A 16943-nucleotide genomic window follows, 5' to 3' on the forward strand; every position below is an offset into this window, starting at 1 on the left:
AGTCCCACCCCTGCGAGGGCAGGCAACGCCCGTCAGGCGATCTGCTTGAAGGGGTCGTGCTCGGCGAGCAGCCGGTCGATGCGGGCCTGGTCGAGGCGCTGGTGCACCGACTGACTCTCCTGGTTGTCGCGCACCACCTTGCCGAGGGTGAAGGTCGAGGAGACCAGGAAGAGCGACGTCATGCCGAGGAAGGCACGCGCCCAGGGGTCGAGGGGCAGGAAGAGCACGGCCCACGCGACGCCGACCAGGGCGACGCCGAAGGCGATGGCGGCCTGCACGAAGAAGGCCTGGGTGTTCTTGGCGGAGGGCGAGTTCTTGTCCATGCGTCCCAGACTGCTGGCCCGCCGCGGGCCGGGGATGTGTGCAGGTACTCATTCGCGGATGGGTAGCCGCACGCGTCGGGGAGGGTGGCCCTCGCGGGCGTCGACACAACTGGGGAGGGGATGCTGCGTCGATGGCCCGCGAGGGCCGTGGCGCGACGTCTCCGTGAACCGGCGGTGTGGGGTGTCCGCCGCGGTGACGCGCGCCGTCTGGGGGCTCCCGAGAAGGGATGCCGCATGGCCGGACCCGTCAGGCCTTGCGGAGCTCGTGCTTCATGACCTTACCCGTGGACGTACGGGGCAGGCCATCTGCGAACACGATGTCACGAGGGACCTTGTATCCGGCAATCCATTCGCGGGCGTGGGCCACCACGTCGTCGACGGTCAGGGTGGCGCCGGGCTCGGTGATGACGAACGCCCGCGGGCGCTCGCCCCACTTCTCGTCGGGCACGCCCACCACGGCGACGTCGACGATCTGCGGGTGGCGCAGCAGGGCCTGCTCGACCTCGACGGTGGAGATGTTCTCGCCGCCCGAGATCACGATGTCCTTCGCGCGGTCGCGCACCTGGACGTAGCCGTCCGGGTGCATGACGCCCAGGTCGCCGGTGTGGAACCAGCCGCCGTGGAAGGCCTCCTCGGTGGCGTCGGGGTTGCGGAAGTAGCCGAGCATGATGTTGTTGCCGCGCAGCACGATCTCGCCCAGGGTCTCGCCGTCGGCGGGCACGTCGTTCATGTCCAGGTCGACGACGCGGGCGCGCTCGGCCTGGACCATCCCGACGCCCTGGCGCGAGAGCAGGTTGGCGCGCTCGGCGGCCGGCAGCGTCGGCCAGCCCTCCTGGTGCTCGCAGATGGTGAAGGGGCCGTAGCTCTCGGTCAGTCCGTAGACGTGGACGACGTGGATGCCGATCTCCTCCAGCGCCGCGATCACGGTCGGGGCGGGCGGAGCGCCAGCGGTGGTGATGCGCAGGGGGCGGTCGAGCGGGTGGGCCTGCTCGGCGCCGGCGATGGTCGTGCAGACCGCGGGGGCGCCACAGATGTGGCTGGTGCCCAGGTCGTCGATCGCGTGCCAGACGGCCTCGGCGCGCACCTCGCGCAGGCAGATCTGGGTGCCGCCTGCGGCGGTCACGGCCCACGCCGTGCACCAGCCGTTGCAGTGGAACATCGGCAGCGTCCAGAGGTACTTCGACTCCGGCGTGAACTGGTTGTGCACCACCGAGCCCAGCGAGGCGAGGTAGGCGCCGCGGTGGGAGTACATGACGCCCTTGGGGGTGCCGGTGGTGCCGGAGGTGTAGTTGATCGAGATGACACCCTGCTCGTCGTCGACCGCCCACGGGAGCGGTTCGCTGACGCCCGCGGCGACGTACGACGCGTAGTCGCCGGTCACCTCGGCGCTCCCCGACGGCGCGTGGCGTGACTCGGAGTCGTTGACCTCGATGACCTTGGCGAGGCCCGGCACCAGCTCGCGGATGCCCTCGATGCGCTCGACCAGCTCGCTGTCGACCAGGAGGACCCGGGCCTGGCAGTGGTTGAGGATCTGGGCGATCTCGGGTCGGGTCAGGCGGGTGTTGAGGGCGACCAGCACCGTCTTCGCCAGCGGGGCGGCGAAGTGGGCGAAGATCGACTCAGGCACGTTGGGGGTCAGCACCGCGACCCGCTCCCCGGGAGCCACGTCGCGCGCCAGCGCCGCCGCGAGCGCCTGCGTCTCGTCGGCGAACTGCGCGTAGGTGTAGCTGCGCTCGCCGTGCAGGATCGCGGTCTTGTCGGGGAAGACCTCCGCCGAGCGCTCGAGGAAGCGCAGCGGCGTGAGGGCAGAGTGGTTCGCGGGCGTGGTCGACACAGTGGGGCTCCGTGAAGTCGCAGGGGGGATGGAACAGCTGGGGGAACGGCGGGGCTGGAACGTCTGGGCTGGAACGTCTGGGGAGGGAGGGGCAGGTCGGGGCAGGGCGGGGCTCGTCGTTGAGCGGGCGCACGTCAGCGACGAGCGTTGCGCTGAGCGTACGAACGCAGCCCCCGGACCTCCAGCATGTTGCGCTGAATCGTCCGAGGGCTGCGACGAGTGGTCGCCGGCGCGTGGATGTCCGCCGGCGACCACTCAGGCGGGTACGACTTCCGACTCCCGGGTCGGGGAGCCGACGGTCGTGCTCGACGAGGTGGGCCGCTGCTGGCGCGGGATGAGGAGCGCGACGAGCGCGCCGGCCAGGGCGGCGCCGGCGCCGATGAAGAAGCAGGTCTGGAAGGCGCTCTCCGACGGGATCGCGAAGCCGCCCATGTCCATGGTCCTGCTGGTGAGCACGGCGGCCATCGCGGCACCGGCGATGGTGGTGCCCATCGAGCGCATCAGGGAGTTGACGCCCACGCTCGATCCGGCCTCCTCGACGGGGACGTTGTCGAGGATCAGGGTCGGGAACGAGGCGTAGCCGATGCCGACGCCGGCCGAGGAGATGAGGACGCTGACCATCAGCTTCCACGGCTCGTCCATCATGAACGCCCCGAAGGTGTAGCCGACCGCGATCACGACCGCGCCGATCGACAGGGTCAGACGGGCACCGATCGTCGTCATCAGCCGGGCCGAGAGCGGGGCGAAGACGAGCATCATCAGGCCGCCGGGGAACATCCACAGCCCGGCCTCGAGGATCGTCTGACCCAGGCCGTAGCCGGTGCGCTCGTCCATCTGGAGCAGCTGCGGGACGACGATGGAGGAGGCCATCATGCCGAAGCCGATGAGCACGGCGGCGAGGTTGGTGAAGAGCACCGGGCGCCGTGCGGTCGTACGCAGGTCGACCAGCGGGTCGTGGTGGCGCAGCTCGAAGACGCCGAAGACCAGCAGCACGAGGAGTCCGCCGACGATGCAGCTCCAGGTGGTCGTGTCGGTCCAGCCCCAGGTGGAGCCCTTCGAGATGCCGACCAGCAGGGAGACGAGGCCGATCGCCATGAGCACCACGCCGACGAAGTCGATGCGGGCCGGGTGGGTGTCGTTGACCGTCGGGACGACGAGCGCGGTCAGCACGAGCACGACGACGGCGAGCCCGGTGGAGACGTAGAAGAGCGCGTGCCAGTCGAAGGTCTGGGCGATCCAGGCAGCCAGCGGCAGGCCGAGCGCGCCACCGACGCCGAGCGTGGCGGAGACGGTGGCCACGGCCGTGCCCTGCTTCTCCTTCGGTGCGAGCTCACGCACGGCGGAGATGGCGACGGGGATGTAGCCCATGGCGACGCCCTGGAGGGCGCGACCGACGAGGAACGGGATGAGGCCGGTGGCCACGGCGCAGAGCAGCGAGGCGACGACCAGGATGGCGGCGGAGGCGACCATCACGCGCTTCTTGCCGTACATGTCGGCCAGGCGTCCGGTCACGGGCATCGAGACGCCGGCGGCGAGCAGGGTGGCGGTGATGGCCCACGAGGCGTTGGCCGCCGACGTGTTGAGCAGGTCGGGCAGCTCGCTCTGGATCGGGATGACCAGCGACTGCATGAGCGCGCCCGCGAGGCTGCCGAAGCAGAGGGTGACGATGACCGCGGTGGCACGGGATCCGGTGACCGGCGTGACGCCGGAAGCGACTGACTCGGTGGGGGAGGGGTGGTTCACTCACGTCCTGACTGCAGATGTGTAACGTACATATTGGGCCAATGTGTAGCCTACATACGCCAGCCCGGTCGGCGCGAGGAGGAGCGGTATGAGACAGGTCACGGACGCGTTGGCGGCGACGCCGGTGTGGGACGTCCTCGTGGCCGTGTCACGCCTGGGTCGCGCGAGCCGACTCGCCGAGGCCCACGACGCGATGGGCACCGCGGAGCGACGGTTGCTGTGGCTGCTCTCGGACGACCAGCCGCGCACGATGCGTGAGGTCTCCGAGGAGCTGCTGCTCGAGCAGTCGACGGTCAACCGCCAGGTCAATGCTGCTCTCGCCGCCGGCCTGGTCGAACGTCGTGTCGAGCCGGGGGAGCAGGCCCGGCGGGTGGCGCTCACGGAGAAGGGTCTGCGCGAGTTCGCCGCTGACGTGGAGAAGGGCGCCCGGCGCTTCCGCGTCGCCCTGGAGGCGGTGCCGGCCGATCGGGTGGAGGAGTTCACCGAGATGCTGCTGGCCTTCGCCACGGCCTACAAGGACGACGTCGAGCACGAGCTTCAGGCCGACTCGCGAGGCCACTGAGCCCCCTTGGGTCGGCCGAGTGTGCACGAGATGTCGTCGAGGGCTTGTTGGGCGGCATCTTCTGCACACTCATTTCTGCAGCCGCGGCCAGAGCACGTCCCGACCGGCGCTGGTGAGTGCCGACGTACGCAGCAACTCGTGCCAGCTGCTGAGCCGCCGGCGGTCGCTGGCGCGGCCCAGGCTCCGGTCGACGTCGGCCAGCATCTCGTCGGAGCGGAGCAGGAGGTCGACGGTGACGAGCTCCTGGTGGAGCGCTGAGTCGACAGCCATGAGGGCGTCGAGGTCGGCCAGGTCGCGGCACAGGCACAGGAGGACGTCGGCTGTCGGGGCCACTCGGAGACCCTGCACCATGCGGTGCGCCTCGCTGGGGAGCGACCTCGACGCGCGCAGGCCGCGGCGGCGTACGGGGTGGGCGCCGGGTGGCAGGGCGGCCAGAGTGACCAGGTCGGCGGGTAGCGGGGGCAGCCAGAGGCCGAGCAACCGGGCGGCGGTGACGTGGGTGAAGCAGGCATCGCTCGGCAGGACGCTGGCCCATGCCCTGAGGGTGGCGAGCTCGGGCGCCCGGGCCCCGCGGTGCCGGTGGGCTCCGCGGGTCACAGGGACGTAGGCGGCCCCTGCTCGTTGTCCGCTGCGGGTCGTACGCGTGTCCATGGCAGCAGGCTGGCCCGCGTCGAGCTCTCCGGGCGGTGGCGAGGGGGTACGACTCGGGAGGGCTGGGGCCTGTGCGCGCCCGGTGGCGTCCGCGCCCCCATCGAGCGGCCCGAAGAGCGAGTGTGCCGAAGATGGCGGAAGCGGCCGTCCCGGGCGCACCATCTGCACACTCGAGAAGAACACAGAAGGCCGCCACCCGGTTCGGGTGGCGGCCTTCTGTGTCTGACGGATCAGAGGTCGAACAGTGACTTCGCTCCGTGGATGTCAACATCCGTACGCGGCGTGTGCGCCTCGCCGCTGGAGACCGGCGCCGGGGGTGCGGCCGGTGCGTCCTCCTTGGCGGGGGCCTCGGCGGCGGGTGCCTCCTCGACCGGAGCCTCCTTGGCCGGAGCCTCCTGGGCGGGAGCGGCCTCGACCGGAGCCACCTTGACCGGAGCCTCCTCAGCCGCTGCGGCAGGCGCCTCGGTCGCGGGAGCGACCGGAACGGCTGCGGCCGGAGCCACGGTGCCTGCCTCGACCTCGACGGCGCCGTCGGGTGCCTCGATCTCGAAGAGCGAGGAGACGGCGTGGATGTCGACGTCCGTACGCGGCTGGCTCGCCGCACCCGAACCGGCGACCGGTGCTGCCGCCGGGGTAGCAGCAGGAGCAGCGGCGGGGGCGGCCGGAGCAGCCTCGGCGGGAGCCTTGGCAGCCGGAGCCTCCTCCGCGGGAACCTCCTCGACCGGTGCAGCCTCGACCGGTGCAGCCTCAGCCGGAGCGGCAGGAGCCTCGGTCGCCGTCGCGGCCGGTGCGGCAGCGGCGGCCGGGGCCACGGTGCCTGCCTCGACCTCGACGGCGCCGTCGGGTGCCTCGATCTCGAAGAGCGAGGAGACGGCATTGATGTCGACGTCCGTACGCGGCTGGCTCGCCGCACCCGAGCTGGCCACCGGTGCGGCTGCCGGAGCAGCAGCAGGGGTGGCGGCTGGAGCCGGAGCAGCCTCGGCCGGAGCAGCCTCGACCGGAGTCTCAGCAGCCGGAGCCGGTGAAGCCGGGGTCTCAGCCGGAGCGGCGAGGTCGAAGAGCGACCCACCCGCGTTGAGGTCCTGTGCCGGAGCAGCCGGAGCAGCGGCCTTCGGCTCGGCCTTGGCCTCAGCCGGAGCGGCAGGGGCCTCGGCCGGAGCGGCGAGGTCGAAGAGCGACCCACCCGCGTTGAGGTCCTGTGCCGGGGCAGCCGGCTCGGCCTTGGCCTCGGCCGGCGTGGCCTCGGTCTTCTGCTCGGTCTTCTCCTCGGCGGCCGGGGCCACGTCGAAGAGCGAGCCGGAGCCCAGGTCGGAGGCGGGCTGGTCGGCGGCCTTGGCCTCAGTCTTCTCCTCGGTCTTCTCCTCCGCGAGGTCGAAGAGCGAACCGCCGGCAGCCGGGGCGGCCGGGGTCTCCTCGGGAGCGGGGGTGTCGAAGAGCGACGACGACGCCTTGGCGTTGGCGCCCACGTCGGCCGGGTCGGTGACGGTGTTCTCGGTCTGGGTGACGTCCCCGACCTCGGGCTCGTCCTTGACGGCCTCGTCGCCCTTGGCGGTCGACCCGGCGGTGGCGCCGGCAGCGGCGGCCTCCTGGGACGAACCGCGTACGGCCTTGGTCGCCTGCTCGCCCTTGACCGAGGCCAGCAGCATCTGCGCGACGTCGAGGACCTCGACGGCCTCGTCGGCACGACCGGCGGCCTGCTCGGCGGTGAGGCCATCAGCCAGCATCACGCGGCAGAACGGGCAGCCGACGGCGATCTGGTCGGCGCCGGTGGCGACGGCCTCCTGCGTACGGTTGACGTTGATCCGCTCGCCGATGGTCTCTTCCATCCACATGCGGGCACCGCCGGCGCCACAGCAGAAGGAACGCTCGTTGCTGCGCTCCATCTCGACGTACTCGGCGCCCGGCAGGATCTCGAGGAGCTCGCGCGGCGGCGTGTAGACCTGGTTGTGGCGACCGAGGAAGCACGGGTCGTGGTAGGTGATCGACCGCTTGGCGGCGCCCTTGCCGTCCTTCATCGGGGTGAGCTTGCCCTCGCGCACGAGGCGGTTGAGCAGCTGCGTGTGGTGGATGACCTCGAGCTCGATGCCGAAGTCCTTGTACTCGTTCTTGAGCGTGTTGAAGCAGTGGGCGCAGGTCGAGACGACCTTCTTGACCTTGAACTCCTTGAACGTCTCGACGTTCTGCATGGCCAGCGACTGGAAGAGCATCTCGTTGCCGGCGCGGCGGGCGGAGTCACCGGTGCAGGTCTCGCCGTTGCCCAGGACGCCGAAAGAGATTCCGCCGATGTTGAGCAGCTCGGCCACGGCGCGCGTGGTCTTCTTGGCGCGGTCCTCGTAGGCGCCGGCGCAGCCGACCCAGAAGAGCCAGTCGACCTCGTCGAGCGACTCGATGGTCTCGCCCACGACGGGCACGTCGAAGTCGAGGTCCTTGGCCCAGTCCATCCGGGCGTTGGGCGACATGTTCCACGGGTTGCCCTTGCTCTCCAGGCCCTTGAAGAGCTGGTTGAGCTCGGCCGGGAAGTTCGACTCCACCAGCATCTGGTAGCGACGCATGTCGTTGATGTGGTCGACGTGCTCGATGTCGACCGGGCACTGCTGGACGCAGGCGCCACAGTTCGTGCACGACCACAGGACGTCCTCGTCGATGACGAAGTCGCCACCCTCGGGGTTGTAGAACCAGTCGGTGACCTCGGTGGTCTGACCGGCGGCGGAGTCCTTGTCGGTCTTGCCGATGAGGGAGCGGTTGACGACGCCGGCCAGCGACGGGTCCTTCTCGAGCAGCGCGGTCGCGCCCTCGGAGCCCTCACCGCCAGCGTTGAGGTAGGGAGCCTTGGCGTAGGCGTGCTCGCGCAGGCCCATGACCAGCAGCTTCGGGGAGAGGGGCTTCTCGGTGTTCCACGCCGGGCACTGCGACTGGCAGCGGCCGCACTCGGTGCAGGTGGTGAAGTCGAGGATGCCCTTCCAGGAGAAGTCCTCGATCTTGCCGACGCCGAGGACGGACTCCTCGTCCATGTCGTCGAGGTCGTCGAGCGTGAACGGCTTGCCGTCGACGACCAGCGGCTTCATGGCGCCCAGGGCGACCTTGCCGTCGGCCTCGCGCTTGAAGTAGATGTTGAACCAGGCGGTGAAGCGGTGCCAGGCGACACCCATGGTGAGGTTGTTGGAGATCACCATCAGCCAGATCATCGCGGAGACGATCTTGATCATCGCGATGACGTAGATGACGTTCTCGAGGCCCTGCTCGCTGTCGGGCCAGAGGCCGGAGAAGAGCTGCGAGACCGGGAACTCCCAGCCGCTGATGCCCTTCTCGGTGTAGTTCTGGAAGAGCTTGTACTCCGCGCCGCGGATGAAGAGGATCGCCGACGACTCCAGCAGCACCATGAACTCGACGAAGTAGGCCTGCCACATCGTCGAGCCGAAGAACCGGCTGCGGCGGCCGTTGGCCGACGGGCGGTTCTTCACGCGGTAGATGATCAGCGGGACGATCGCCAGCGTGCCGAGGAGGCCGAGGAACTCGGCGATCCAGGTGTAGGGCGGGAAGTGCCCGAAGAGCGGCAGCGCGAAGTGCGGGTCGAAGAGCTGCCCGTACGCCCCCGCCACCGCCGTCGCCAGCACGATGAACGCGGCGAACGCGAACCAGTGCAGGATGCCGACCCACGTCCACTGGAGCATCCGCGTGTGGAGCACGGTCTCCTTGAGCATCGTGAGCAGACGGCCCTTGGGGTTGCCGTTGCGGTTCAGGGCCGGTTGACCGATCTTGATGACGCTCAGCATGTGCCGGACCGCCATCGCGGTCATGGCGACACCCACGACCGTGAAGGCCAGTGAGATGACGATCGCTGCGATCTGCAACATGGTGGGGGAGCTCCTCAGTCAGGCGTGACTCGCACCGCGCACTCTATGTCGGGGGTCCGACACGAAGATTGGGTGGCGCATGAGATGGATACTACCCAGCAGTAACCTGTCAGCGACATCATGTGGCCATGACCACGCCACCGGTACGCCCCCGCGCCCTCACCGCCCAGGCCACCGCACTCGCCGTGAGCCTCATGGACAGGGCCGGCGCCTCAGGGCGGCTGCCCGCCGCCGACGTCAAGGTCGGGACTCCCATGGAGGCGGTCGGGGACACCTCCGGGACCCACCTCTTCCCCTTCGGCGCGTCCGGCGAGGTCGACGTGACCCCCTACCTCCTGGTGCACAGCCTCCCGCTGACCTGCGAGGCCGTACGTGTGCCCGACGGCGAGGTCGGCGCCGGCGCCTGGCGGGTCGAGCTCGACCGGCCGATCGCCGACTACATCGCCTCCGGCGCTCTGCGGGAGTTCAGCGTCGTCGACTGAGGCGCCGGTTCACGCCCCGCGCAGCCGCCGGGTCAGCTGGGCGGACGTACGCACCACCGCCGCGGCGACCCGGGCCGTCTCGGCCTCTCCCACGGCGTCGGGGAACGTCACCGCCACGCCGGCCACGGGCAGCCCGTTGTGGTCCAGCACCGGCGCCGCGACGGAGGCCAGGGAAGGGGTGACCTCTCCCGACTCGGTCGCCCAACCCCGCTGGCGCGTCTCCTGGAGCAGCGAGCGCAGCGCGCTCAACGACTGCGGCCCGAGGCCGTACCGGTCGACGAACGCGTCGCGGTCGGGATACAGCGCCCGCACCTGCGCGGCGGGCAGCGCCGACAGGATGGCGCGCCCGCTCGCGGTGAGGTGGGCGGGCAGGCGCACGCCCACGTCGGTGACCAGCGGCGGCCTCCCCGGGGCGCGCTCCTCGATGACGTAGAGCACGTCGCGCCCGTGCGGCACGGCCAGGTGGGCGCCGTGCCCGACCTCGTCGACGAGCGCGGCCAACGGGCGGCGCGCCAGCCGTTGCAACGGCTCCTGCCGGGTGAAGCCCGACCCCACCTCGAAGGCGGCGACACCGAGGCCGTAGCGGTGCTCGTCGGGCAGGTGGACGACGAATCCTTCCTCGATCATCGCGCCCAGCAGGTGGTAGGCCGTCGACCGCGGCAGGTCGACCGCCCGCATGATCCGCTCCAGCGGGACCGGGTCGGCCTGGGTGGCGAGGAAGCGCAGGACGCGCAGCGTGCGGGTCGCGGCGGGCACCTGACTCATGGGGTGAGTCTCGGATCCGAGACGCTTCAGGTCAACAGTGGCCCGGGGATTCGCCGCCGCGGGCGCACGATGGAGCGATGCAGACCTCCCCCTTCCACGCCTCCCCCTTCCAGGTCCGCGTCGGCACCGGCCCGGTCTCCTTCGCCGACCTCGTCGCGGTCGCCCGCGACGGCGCCGGCGTGAGCCTCACCGACGACGCGGCGGCGGCCATCGAACGCGCCCGCACTGTCATCGACACGCTCGCTGCGGCCGAGACCCCGTCGTACGGCGTCAGCACCGGCTTCGGGGCGCTGGCCACCCGCCACATCCCCGTCGAGCTGCGCGCGCAGCTGCAGCGCTCGTTGGTCCGCTCGCACGCCGCGGGGTCGGGACCCGAGGTCGAGCGTGAGGTCGTCCGTGCGCTGATGCTGCTGCGGCTCTCGACGCTGGCCACCGGCCACACCGGCATCCGGCTCGCGACCGCCCAGCTGATGGCCGACCTGCTGACCCACGGCATCACCCCGGTCGTGCGTGAGTACGGCTCGCTCGGCTGCTCCGGCGACCTCGCGCCGCTGTCGCACTGCGCCCTCGTGCTCATGGGGGAGGGCGAGGTGCGTGACGCCAGCGGTGAGCTGATGCCGGCGGCGCAGGCACTCGCCGCTGCGGGTCTCACGCCTGTCGAGCTCGCGGCCAAGGAGGGCCTGGCGCTGATCAACGGCACCGACGGCATGCTCGGCATGCTGGTGCTCGCGCTCCACGACCTCGACGTGCTGCTGCGCACCGCCGACGTCGCGGCCGCGATGAGCGTCGAAGGGCTGCTGGGCACCGACCGGGTCTTCGCTCCCGACCTCCAGGCCGTACGCCCGCACCCCGGCCAGGCGGCCTCGGCGGCGCACCTGGTCGAGCTCCTCGCCGGGTCGGAGATCGTCGCCTCGCACCGTACGCCCGACTGCACGCGGGTGCAGGACGCCTACTCGCTGCGCTGCTCGCCGCAGGTGCACGGCGGGGCGCGCGACACCGTCGAGCACGCCCGCACCGTCGCGGAGCGAGAGCTCGCCTCGGCCGTCGACAACCCGGTGGTGCTCGGTGACCGGGTCGAGTCCAACGGCAACTTCCACGGTGCGCCGGTGGCGTACGTCCTCGACTTCCTCGCGATCGTCGCTGCCGACGTCGCCTCGATGTCGGAGCGCCGCACCGACCGCTTCCTCGACCCCGCGCGCAGCCACGGGCTGCCGCCCTTCCTGGCCGACGACCCCGGTGTCGACTCGGGGCACATGATCGCCCAGTACACCCAGGCCGCGATCGTCTCGGAGATGAAGCGGCTCGCGGTGCCGGCGTCGGTGGACTCGATCCCCTCGAGCGCGATGCAGGAGGACCACGTCTCGATGGGGTGGTCAGCGGCTCGCAAGCTGCGGCGCAGCGTCGACGGCCTGACCCGCGTGGTGGCCATCGAGGTCATGACGGCCGCCCGCGGCCTCCATCTGCGGGCGCCGCTGCGACCCGCCGCGGCGACGGGGCGGGTCGTCGACCTGCTCAGCGCCCACGGGGTCGGGGTGCCGGGTCAGGACCGCTGGCTCTCGCCGGAGATCGAGGCCGCGGTCGAGCTCGTACGCTCCGGCGCGGTGCTGCGGGCCTCGGGCACCGCAGGCTGATCCGGCGGCGCCAGCAGGGACTGCCCGATCCACTCCGGGACCTGCCGGGCCACCGCAGGGAGCGCCTCGATCTGGACCCGCCCGCTGCGCAGCGCCTGGGGCCAGCCCAGGTCGCCGCGCCAGACCAGGGTCAGGTCGCGCAGGGAGACGCGCAGGGTCGCGCTCACCTCGTGGCCGGGGTCGACGTCGCACGACTCGGCCACCTGGTCCTTCACCACCAGCCACCAGCGCCGACGCCGCGGAGGCAGGTCGATGAACTCGATCGACAGGCAGGTCGTGGCCGGTGGCCACCGAGAGGTCGGGACCGTGCGTTGCACGTCCCACATGAGGAGGTGGGGGTCGAGCTCGGCGTCGCCGACGTCCTTGATCCACTTCTGCCCCCACGTGCCGAGGTGGAGGACCGCTGTGTGCAGGTCACGCCCGCACTCGGTCAGCTCGTAGCCGGCGTCGGTGCGGACCACGATGCCGACCCGCTCGAGGGAGCGAAGGCGGGTGGCCAGGAGGGCCGGCGACATCCGGGGCACACCCCGGCGCAGGTCGTTGAAGTGGGTGCTCCCCAGCAGGAGCTCCCGAACGACGAGGACGGTCCACCGCTCGTCCAGGATCTCCATCGCCTTGGCGACGGGGCAGAACTGGCTGTAGGTGGCCATCCCTCATGGTGCCCCCACCTCGGCAAGGACGCCAGAGCCCCGACGACCTGCGTACGACTCAGGCTCGGTGCGAACCGCTGGTGCCCGTCGTCCCCGGGTCCACGTCCTCGACCTGCTGCGGGTGGGCCGGGTCGGGCTGCACGGGGCCAGGCTGCTCGTCAGTCTGCGCGGCGTCAGGCTGTGCGGGGTCAGTCTGAGTGGTGCTCGGGCGTCGCTGTCCCTGCGTCCCGTCGGGGTCGAGGGCGTCGGCCTGGCGCAGGTGGTCCTCGTGGCGCGCCGCCTGCTGGAGGTAGTCGGTCTCGGCGTGCTTCGCGCGCTCCTGGGCGTGCTCGGCCTCGCGCTGCAGCTTCTCCGCCTTGAGCTGCTCCTCCTTGGCACGCAGCTCCGCGTCGGGGAGCACCTGTGCCTGGCGCTCCGCGTTCTCACGCAGCTCAGCGGCCCGTTCGGCGCGTTCAGCCTGCTCGCGCTGCTTCTTCTTCTGGTTGGCCATCCACGCAATGACCGCGACGAGCGCGAGCACCACGACGACGGCGACGACGATCCACACGATCTCTGCAGTGTCCATGAGGTGCCGTTACCCCTCGTTCCAGCCCTTCAACCCCGGCCGGTACAGATCGTGAACTGGTCACCCCCGTCGCCGAGGAGAAACGTGGGTGCTCCACACCTGAGACATGACCGAGTCATGACGAACGAGACATGGGGGCAGGACGATGGACACCACACCTTTCACCGTCGACGAAGCGCTGATGGCGCGGCACCGCACGATGTGGGCGACCGGCGACTATCCACGGGTGGCGCGCGAGGTCGTCGCGCCGCTCGGCGAGGTGCTCGTCGACGCCCTGGACGTGTGCTCAGGCGAGCAGGTCCTCGACATCGCGGCCGGCACGGGCAACGCCGCCGCCGCAGCCGCGCGCCGCGGAGCCGACGTGACCGCCTCCGACCTCACGCCCGAGCTGCTGGCGGCGGGCCGCGCCGCGTTCGGGGACGTCTCCCTCACCTGGGACGAGGCCAACGCCGAGGACCTGCCGTACGACGACGACTCGTTCGACGTCACGATGAGCTGCATCGGCGTCATGTTCGCCCCGCACCACCAGCGCGCGGCCGACGAGATGCTGCGCGTGGCTCGCCCCGGAGGGAGGATCGGCGTGGTGTCGTGGACGCCTGATGGCACGATCGGCCAGCTCTTCGCGACGATGAAGCCCTACGTCGCCGCGCCACCCGCTGGGGCGTCACCGCCGCCGCTGTGGGGCGACGCGGCCCACGTCGCGACGTTGCTGGGTGACCGCGTCCACGACGTGACCGTCCGGCGCGGCACCCTGGTCGTCGACCACTTCGCCGACGCGGCCGCGTTCGCCGACTACTTCACGCGTCACTACGGTCCGACCATCGTGGCCCGGCGGGCCAACGCCGACGACCCGGAGCGCCTGGCTGCCCTCGACGCCGACCTGGTCGCGCTGGGCGAGCGGGAGGGTCGCCGCGGGCAGCGTGGCTTCACCATGGGATGGGACCACCTCGCGGTGACGGCGACCGTCAGCTGAGCGCCCCGAAGATCCTCCGCAACAGGACGCTTGCACCTTCGCGGGCGACGCGACTACCAGTGACTGCTCGAAGGAAGCGGGGCCAAAGCAAAGAAAACATCGGTAGGAACATGCCCTTAGGCCCGTTGGGAGGCAAAATCGATGATCCGTGTCTCAACGAACGCTTGACCGACCCCTCCACTCCCGCCAGTGTCTCCTCCGGCGCCGGGCCCGGCCCTGCACGCGCGACTTCGAGGCTCGAATCCGTCGCAACTTGCCCACTCTCGACAGCACGTGGGGGCAGAGTGGATCAACTGCACTGAATACACCGACTCGGTGTATTCAGACTCGGCACCTCCCTGACACTGATCGGAGGCACGATGCTCGAGGCACGCGACCTGCACTTCTCCTACGGGCGTGGCCGCGGCACCCTCGTGCTGGCCGGCGTCGACTGGCAGGTGGCTCCCGGGGCCACGACGTTGCTGCTCGGCCCGAACGGCGCCGGGAAGTCGACGCTGCTCAAGCTGCTCAGCGGCTTCGAACGGCCCCAGCGCGGGTCCGTCAGCGTGGCCGGCGACGCCTCCCGCGACACACTTCACCGGGAGGTCGCGTGGATGCCGCAGGACGTGCAGCCGGCGCGTGGCCTCACGGTCGCCGAGCAGGTCGAGTACGTGGCCTGGCTCGCCGGGCTGGATCGTGCCACCGCCCGGCGCCGCGCGGGCGACGCCATCGAGGCGGTTGACCTCGTGGCCAAGCGCGACGTGAGGACCGACCGCATCTCCGGCGGCCAACTGCGCCGCGTCGGTCTCGCGCAGGCGCTCGTACGCCGCGCTCCCGTGCTCCTCCTCGACGAGCCCACCGCTGGCCTCGACCCGGCCCAGACGCTCAACTTCCGCTCCATCCTGCGCGACGTGGAGGCGCCGGGCGGGGTCGTGGTCTCCACCCACCAGGTCAACGACCTCGAGCAGGACGTGGACCGGGTCACCGTCCTGGCTGAGGGCGAGCTGCGCTTCGACGGACCCGTCGAGGAGTTCAGGGGGCTCGGCGGCGGCGCCGACGACCTCGTCACGGTCTTCGCCGACATGGTCGGAGGAGGGTCCCATTGACGATCTGGACTGCGTGGCGTTGGACGCGTGCCCTGTGGCTCCTTCCTGTTCTCTTCGGGCTCGGAAGCCTGCATGCAGTGGACAGCCTCGTGGCGCGCAGCGGCTACCCGGTCTCCGACCTCGTGGACGCCAGCTACGTGATCTACCTCCTGTGCCCCGTCCTCGCGGGCTTCGCTGCCTACGGGATGCGCGGCTGGGTCACCTTCCACCGGTCCCTGCGGGCGCGGCGCAGCGAGCTCGCCGTGCTCGTCAACGCCTGGTGGCCGCTGCTGTGGGGTGGCCCCGTGCTCGTGGTGGTGACCGTGCTCGTTGCGAGCTGGACCTGGCCGCCCGACGCGGCGAGCTGGACGGTCCTGCTTCTCGACGCCCTGACGGCGATGCTCTGCATCGTGGCGGGGCTGGCCGTGGGCCGGGTGTTCCCCACGGCCGTGGCGGCACCGCTCGTCTCGGTGGGGGTCTTCGTCTGGATCGCCTACCTTCCCTCCACGAGCAGTCCAGTCCTGCACCACCTGACCCCTACGCTCACGGGCTGTTGTGCCCTCTCGGTCGAACCGTCCGACGTGGCGCTCCGGGCCCAGCTCACCCTCGTGGGGGGAGCGCTGGTGGGGCTCGCGGTGATGACGGCCGCGCGTCGACTCCTGGGCAGTTCACGTTCCCTCCACGCGCTGGTGATGGCGCTGGTGCTCGTCTCGGCCACCGGCGCGGCAAGTGTCGTGCTGGCGACGTCGGACGAACAGCTGACGCTCACCACCGTCCAGGCGCGGACGGCAGAACTGTCCTGTGCGGACGAGGCCGGGATCCGCGTCTGTCTGTGGCCCGAGAGCGCGTCGCGGACCGGGCAGGTGGGTGCGGCGGTGGCAGACCTCAACGAGGCACTCGTGCCCCGGGGCTTCCCTGCGGTGGACGCCACCTCCAGCGACGAGGGCGCCGACAACATGTATGTGGACGTCACGCCCCTGGCCGGCCCCGGCGAGGTCACTGCAGCGGTGGCGCGCGGCTACGTGAACCACGTGCTCGACTGCGGTCCCCGCGAGCGGGCCAAGGTCGACGCCCGCGTGGCGTTCCTGGCCGTGACGGCGGCCGGCGTCTCCCCGGAGGAGCTCCGGGGGGAGTACGCCCCCGAGGACATCGACGAAGCCATCCGGCAGGCTGGCGCCGCCGGGGCCGCCGCACGGACCTGGTTCTTCGATGCCGACTGCCGGGGTCGCTCGTGATCCTGTGGCTGCGCGTCAGGCGCGCGTGGTTGCTGCTCCTCGCGGCGGTGCTGGTCGCTGTGCTCTCGCGGTGGGCAGCCGGAGCCTCCTTCGCCATGCCCGCACTCGTCGGCTCGACGAGCTCGATCATGTGGACGACCCTCGTCCTCCTGCTGTGGGGGGTGGCGGTGGCGGACGCGTTCTCCACGAGCACCCTGGCGGTCGAGGCGCGCCCCTCGGTGCGAGTGGCACGCCACGACGCGGCACTCTTCGTGGTCGCCACCGGCGTCGCGGCCGGTGGGCTGGTCGTGACGGGAGGCGCCTCCGGTCCGGCCCTGGGTGCGGTCGCGCGCCTCGTGATCATCTCCGGCCTCGCCTGCGCCGTGACCCGTCGCTTCGGCCCGGGCGCCGCCACGTTGACGTGCGCGGTCCTGCTGGTCGGGAGCGCTCCCTACGGTCCGTCAGCCTGGGCGGGCGACTACGTCCGTGTGCTGCATCCTGACGGCAACCAGGCGACAGCCGTCGTGCTGGCGGTCGCGCTGGGCGGACTGGCGCTGTGGATGCTGCTGACCCGGCGGGTCGCCGTCCGTCTGGGGTCCTCCGTGCGACTCGCCGACGCGTAGCCGGACAGC

The 16943-nt window shown here is 71.1% G+C and carries 15 protein-coding genes; 7 read left to right on the plus strand and 8 right to left on the minus strand.

The annotated features are described in order from the left end of the window. Nucleotides 1–32: 32 nt before the first annotated feature. The 3 genes from FCL41_RS01225 to FCL41_RS01235 form a co-directional block, all read right to left on the minus strand. Nucleotides 33–323, minus strand: coding sequence for a YiaA/YiaB family inner membrane protein (locus FCL41_RS01225; RefSeq protein WP_137064345.1), 291 nt, complete (start codon nucleotides 321–323; stop codon nucleotides 33–35). A 247-nt stretch (nucleotides 324–570) separates the two neighbouring features. Next, nucleotides 571–2157, minus strand: coding sequence for an AMP-binding protein (locus FCL41_RS01230; protein ID WP_137064344.1), 1587 nt, complete (start codon nucleotides 2155–2157; stop codon nucleotides 571–573). A 255-nt stretch (nucleotides 2158–2412) separates the two neighbouring features. After that, nucleotides 2413–3900, minus strand: a complete 1488-nt coding sequence (locus tag FCL41_RS01235) for an MFS transporter (RefSeq protein WP_137064343.1) — start codon at nucleotides 3898–3900, stop codon at nucleotides 2413–2415. 88 nt (nucleotides 3901–3988) lie between these two features. On the opposite strand from FCL41_RS01235, the gene FCL41_RS01240 reads away from it, so the two are divergent. Beyond that, nucleotides 3989–4462 (plus strand): MarR family winged helix-turn-helix transcriptional regulator, encoded by a 474-nt coding sequence (locus tag FCL41_RS01240; protein WP_137064342.1) that lies wholly within the window; start codon nucleotides 3989–3991, stop codon nucleotides 4460–4462. 69 nt (nucleotides 4463–4531) lie between these two features. On the opposite strand, the gene FCL41_RS01245 is transcribed toward FCL41_RS01240, so the two are convergent. After that, complete coding sequence (locus FCL41_RS01245) at nucleotides 4532–5113, minus strand: hypothetical protein (RefSeq protein WP_137064341.1); 582 nt, start codon at nucleotides 5111–5113, stop codon at nucleotides 4532–4534. A gap of 230 nt (nucleotides 5114–5343) precedes the next feature. After that, the gene (locus FCL41_RS01250; protein ID WP_137064340.1) at nucleotides 5344–8967 is read right to left on the minus strand and encodes a heterodisulfide reductase-related iron-sulfur binding cluster; all 3624 of its coding nucleotides are present in this window, start codon (nucleotides 8965–8967) and stop codon (nucleotides 5344–5346) included. Nucleotides 8968–9095: 128 nt separating this feature from the next. On the opposite strand from FCL41_RS01250, the gene FCL41_RS01255 reads away from it, so the two are divergent. Further along, nucleotides 9096–9449 (plus strand): hypothetical protein, encoded by a 354-nt coding sequence (locus FCL41_RS01255; RefSeq protein WP_137064339.1) that lies wholly within the window; start codon nucleotides 9096–9098, stop codon nucleotides 9447–9449. A 9-nt stretch (nucleotides 9450–9458) separates the two neighbouring features. On the opposite strand, the gene FCL41_RS01260 is transcribed toward FCL41_RS01255, so the two are convergent. Further along, the gene (locus tag FCL41_RS01260; protein ID WP_137064338.1) at nucleotides 9459–10214 is read right to left on the minus strand and encodes an IclR family transcriptional regulator; all 756 of its coding nucleotides are present in this window, start codon (nucleotides 10212–10214) and stop codon (nucleotides 9459–9461) included. 77 nt (nucleotides 10215–10291) lie between these two features. Between FCL41_RS01260 and hutH the strand changes: the two genes are divergently transcribed. After that, complete coding sequence (hutH, locus tag FCL41_RS01265) at nucleotides 10292–11845, plus strand: histidine ammonia-lyase (RefSeq protein ID WP_137064337.1); 1554 nt, start codon at nucleotides 10292–10294, stop codon at nucleotides 11843–11845. On the opposite strand, the gene FCL41_RS01270 is transcribed toward hutH, so the two are convergent. Both FCL41_RS01270 and FCL41_RS01275 read right to left on the minus strand, forming a co-directional pair. Continuing rightward, the gene (locus FCL41_RS01270) at nucleotides 11755–12495 is read right to left on the minus strand and encodes a winged helix-turn-helix transcriptional regulator (protein WP_137064336.1); all 741 of its coding nucleotides are present in this window, start codon (nucleotides 12493–12495) and stop codon (nucleotides 11755–11757) included. The two genes, hutH and FCL41_RS01270, sit on opposite strands and share 91 nt — an antisense overlap. 58 nt (nucleotides 12496–12553) lie before the next feature. Beyond that, nucleotides 12554–13060 carry a hypothetical protein gene (locus FCL41_RS01275; RefSeq protein ID WP_137064335.1) on the minus strand — a complete coding sequence of 169 codons (507 nt, stop codon included), beginning with the start codon at nucleotides 13058–13060 and terminating at the stop codon, nucleotides 12554–12556. Between the two features lie 145 nt (nucleotides 13061–13205). On the opposite strand from FCL41_RS01275, the gene FCL41_RS01280 reads away from it, so the two are divergent. From FCL41_RS01280 to FCL41_RS01295, 4 genes are all read left to right on the plus strand, one after another. After that, nucleotides 13206–14033: a class I SAM-dependent methyltransferase gene (locus FCL41_RS01280; RefSeq protein ID WP_137064334.1), complete on the plus strand. Its 828-nt coding sequence runs from the start codon at nucleotides 13206–13208 to the stop codon at nucleotides 14031–14033. Nucleotides 14034–14392: 359 nt separating this feature from the next. Continuing rightward, complete coding sequence (locus tag FCL41_RS01285; RefSeq protein ID WP_137064333.1) at nucleotides 14393–15118, plus strand: ABC transporter ATP-binding protein; 726 nt, start codon at nucleotides 14393–14395, stop codon at nucleotides 15116–15118. A gap of 77 nt (nucleotides 15119–15195) precedes the next feature. Continuing rightward, complete coding sequence (locus tag FCL41_RS01290; RefSeq protein WP_137064332.1) at nucleotides 15196–16332, plus strand: DUF7224 domain-containing protein; 1137 nt, start codon at nucleotides 15196–15198, stop codon at nucleotides 16330–16332. Further along, nucleotides 16329–16934, plus strand: coding sequence for a hypothetical protein (locus tag FCL41_RS01295; RefSeq protein ID WP_137064331.1), 606 nt, complete (start codon nucleotides 16329–16331; stop codon nucleotides 16932–16934). The genes FCL41_RS01290 and FCL41_RS01295 overlap by 4 nt, the downstream gene beginning before the upstream one ends. The last annotated feature ends 9 nt before the right edge of the window (nucleotides 16935–16943 follow it).

Source organism: Nocardioides jishulii, assembly GCF_006007965.1.
Lineage (GTDB): Bacteria > Actinomycetota > Actinomycetes > Propionibacteriales > Nocardioidaceae > Nocardioides > Nocardioides jishulii.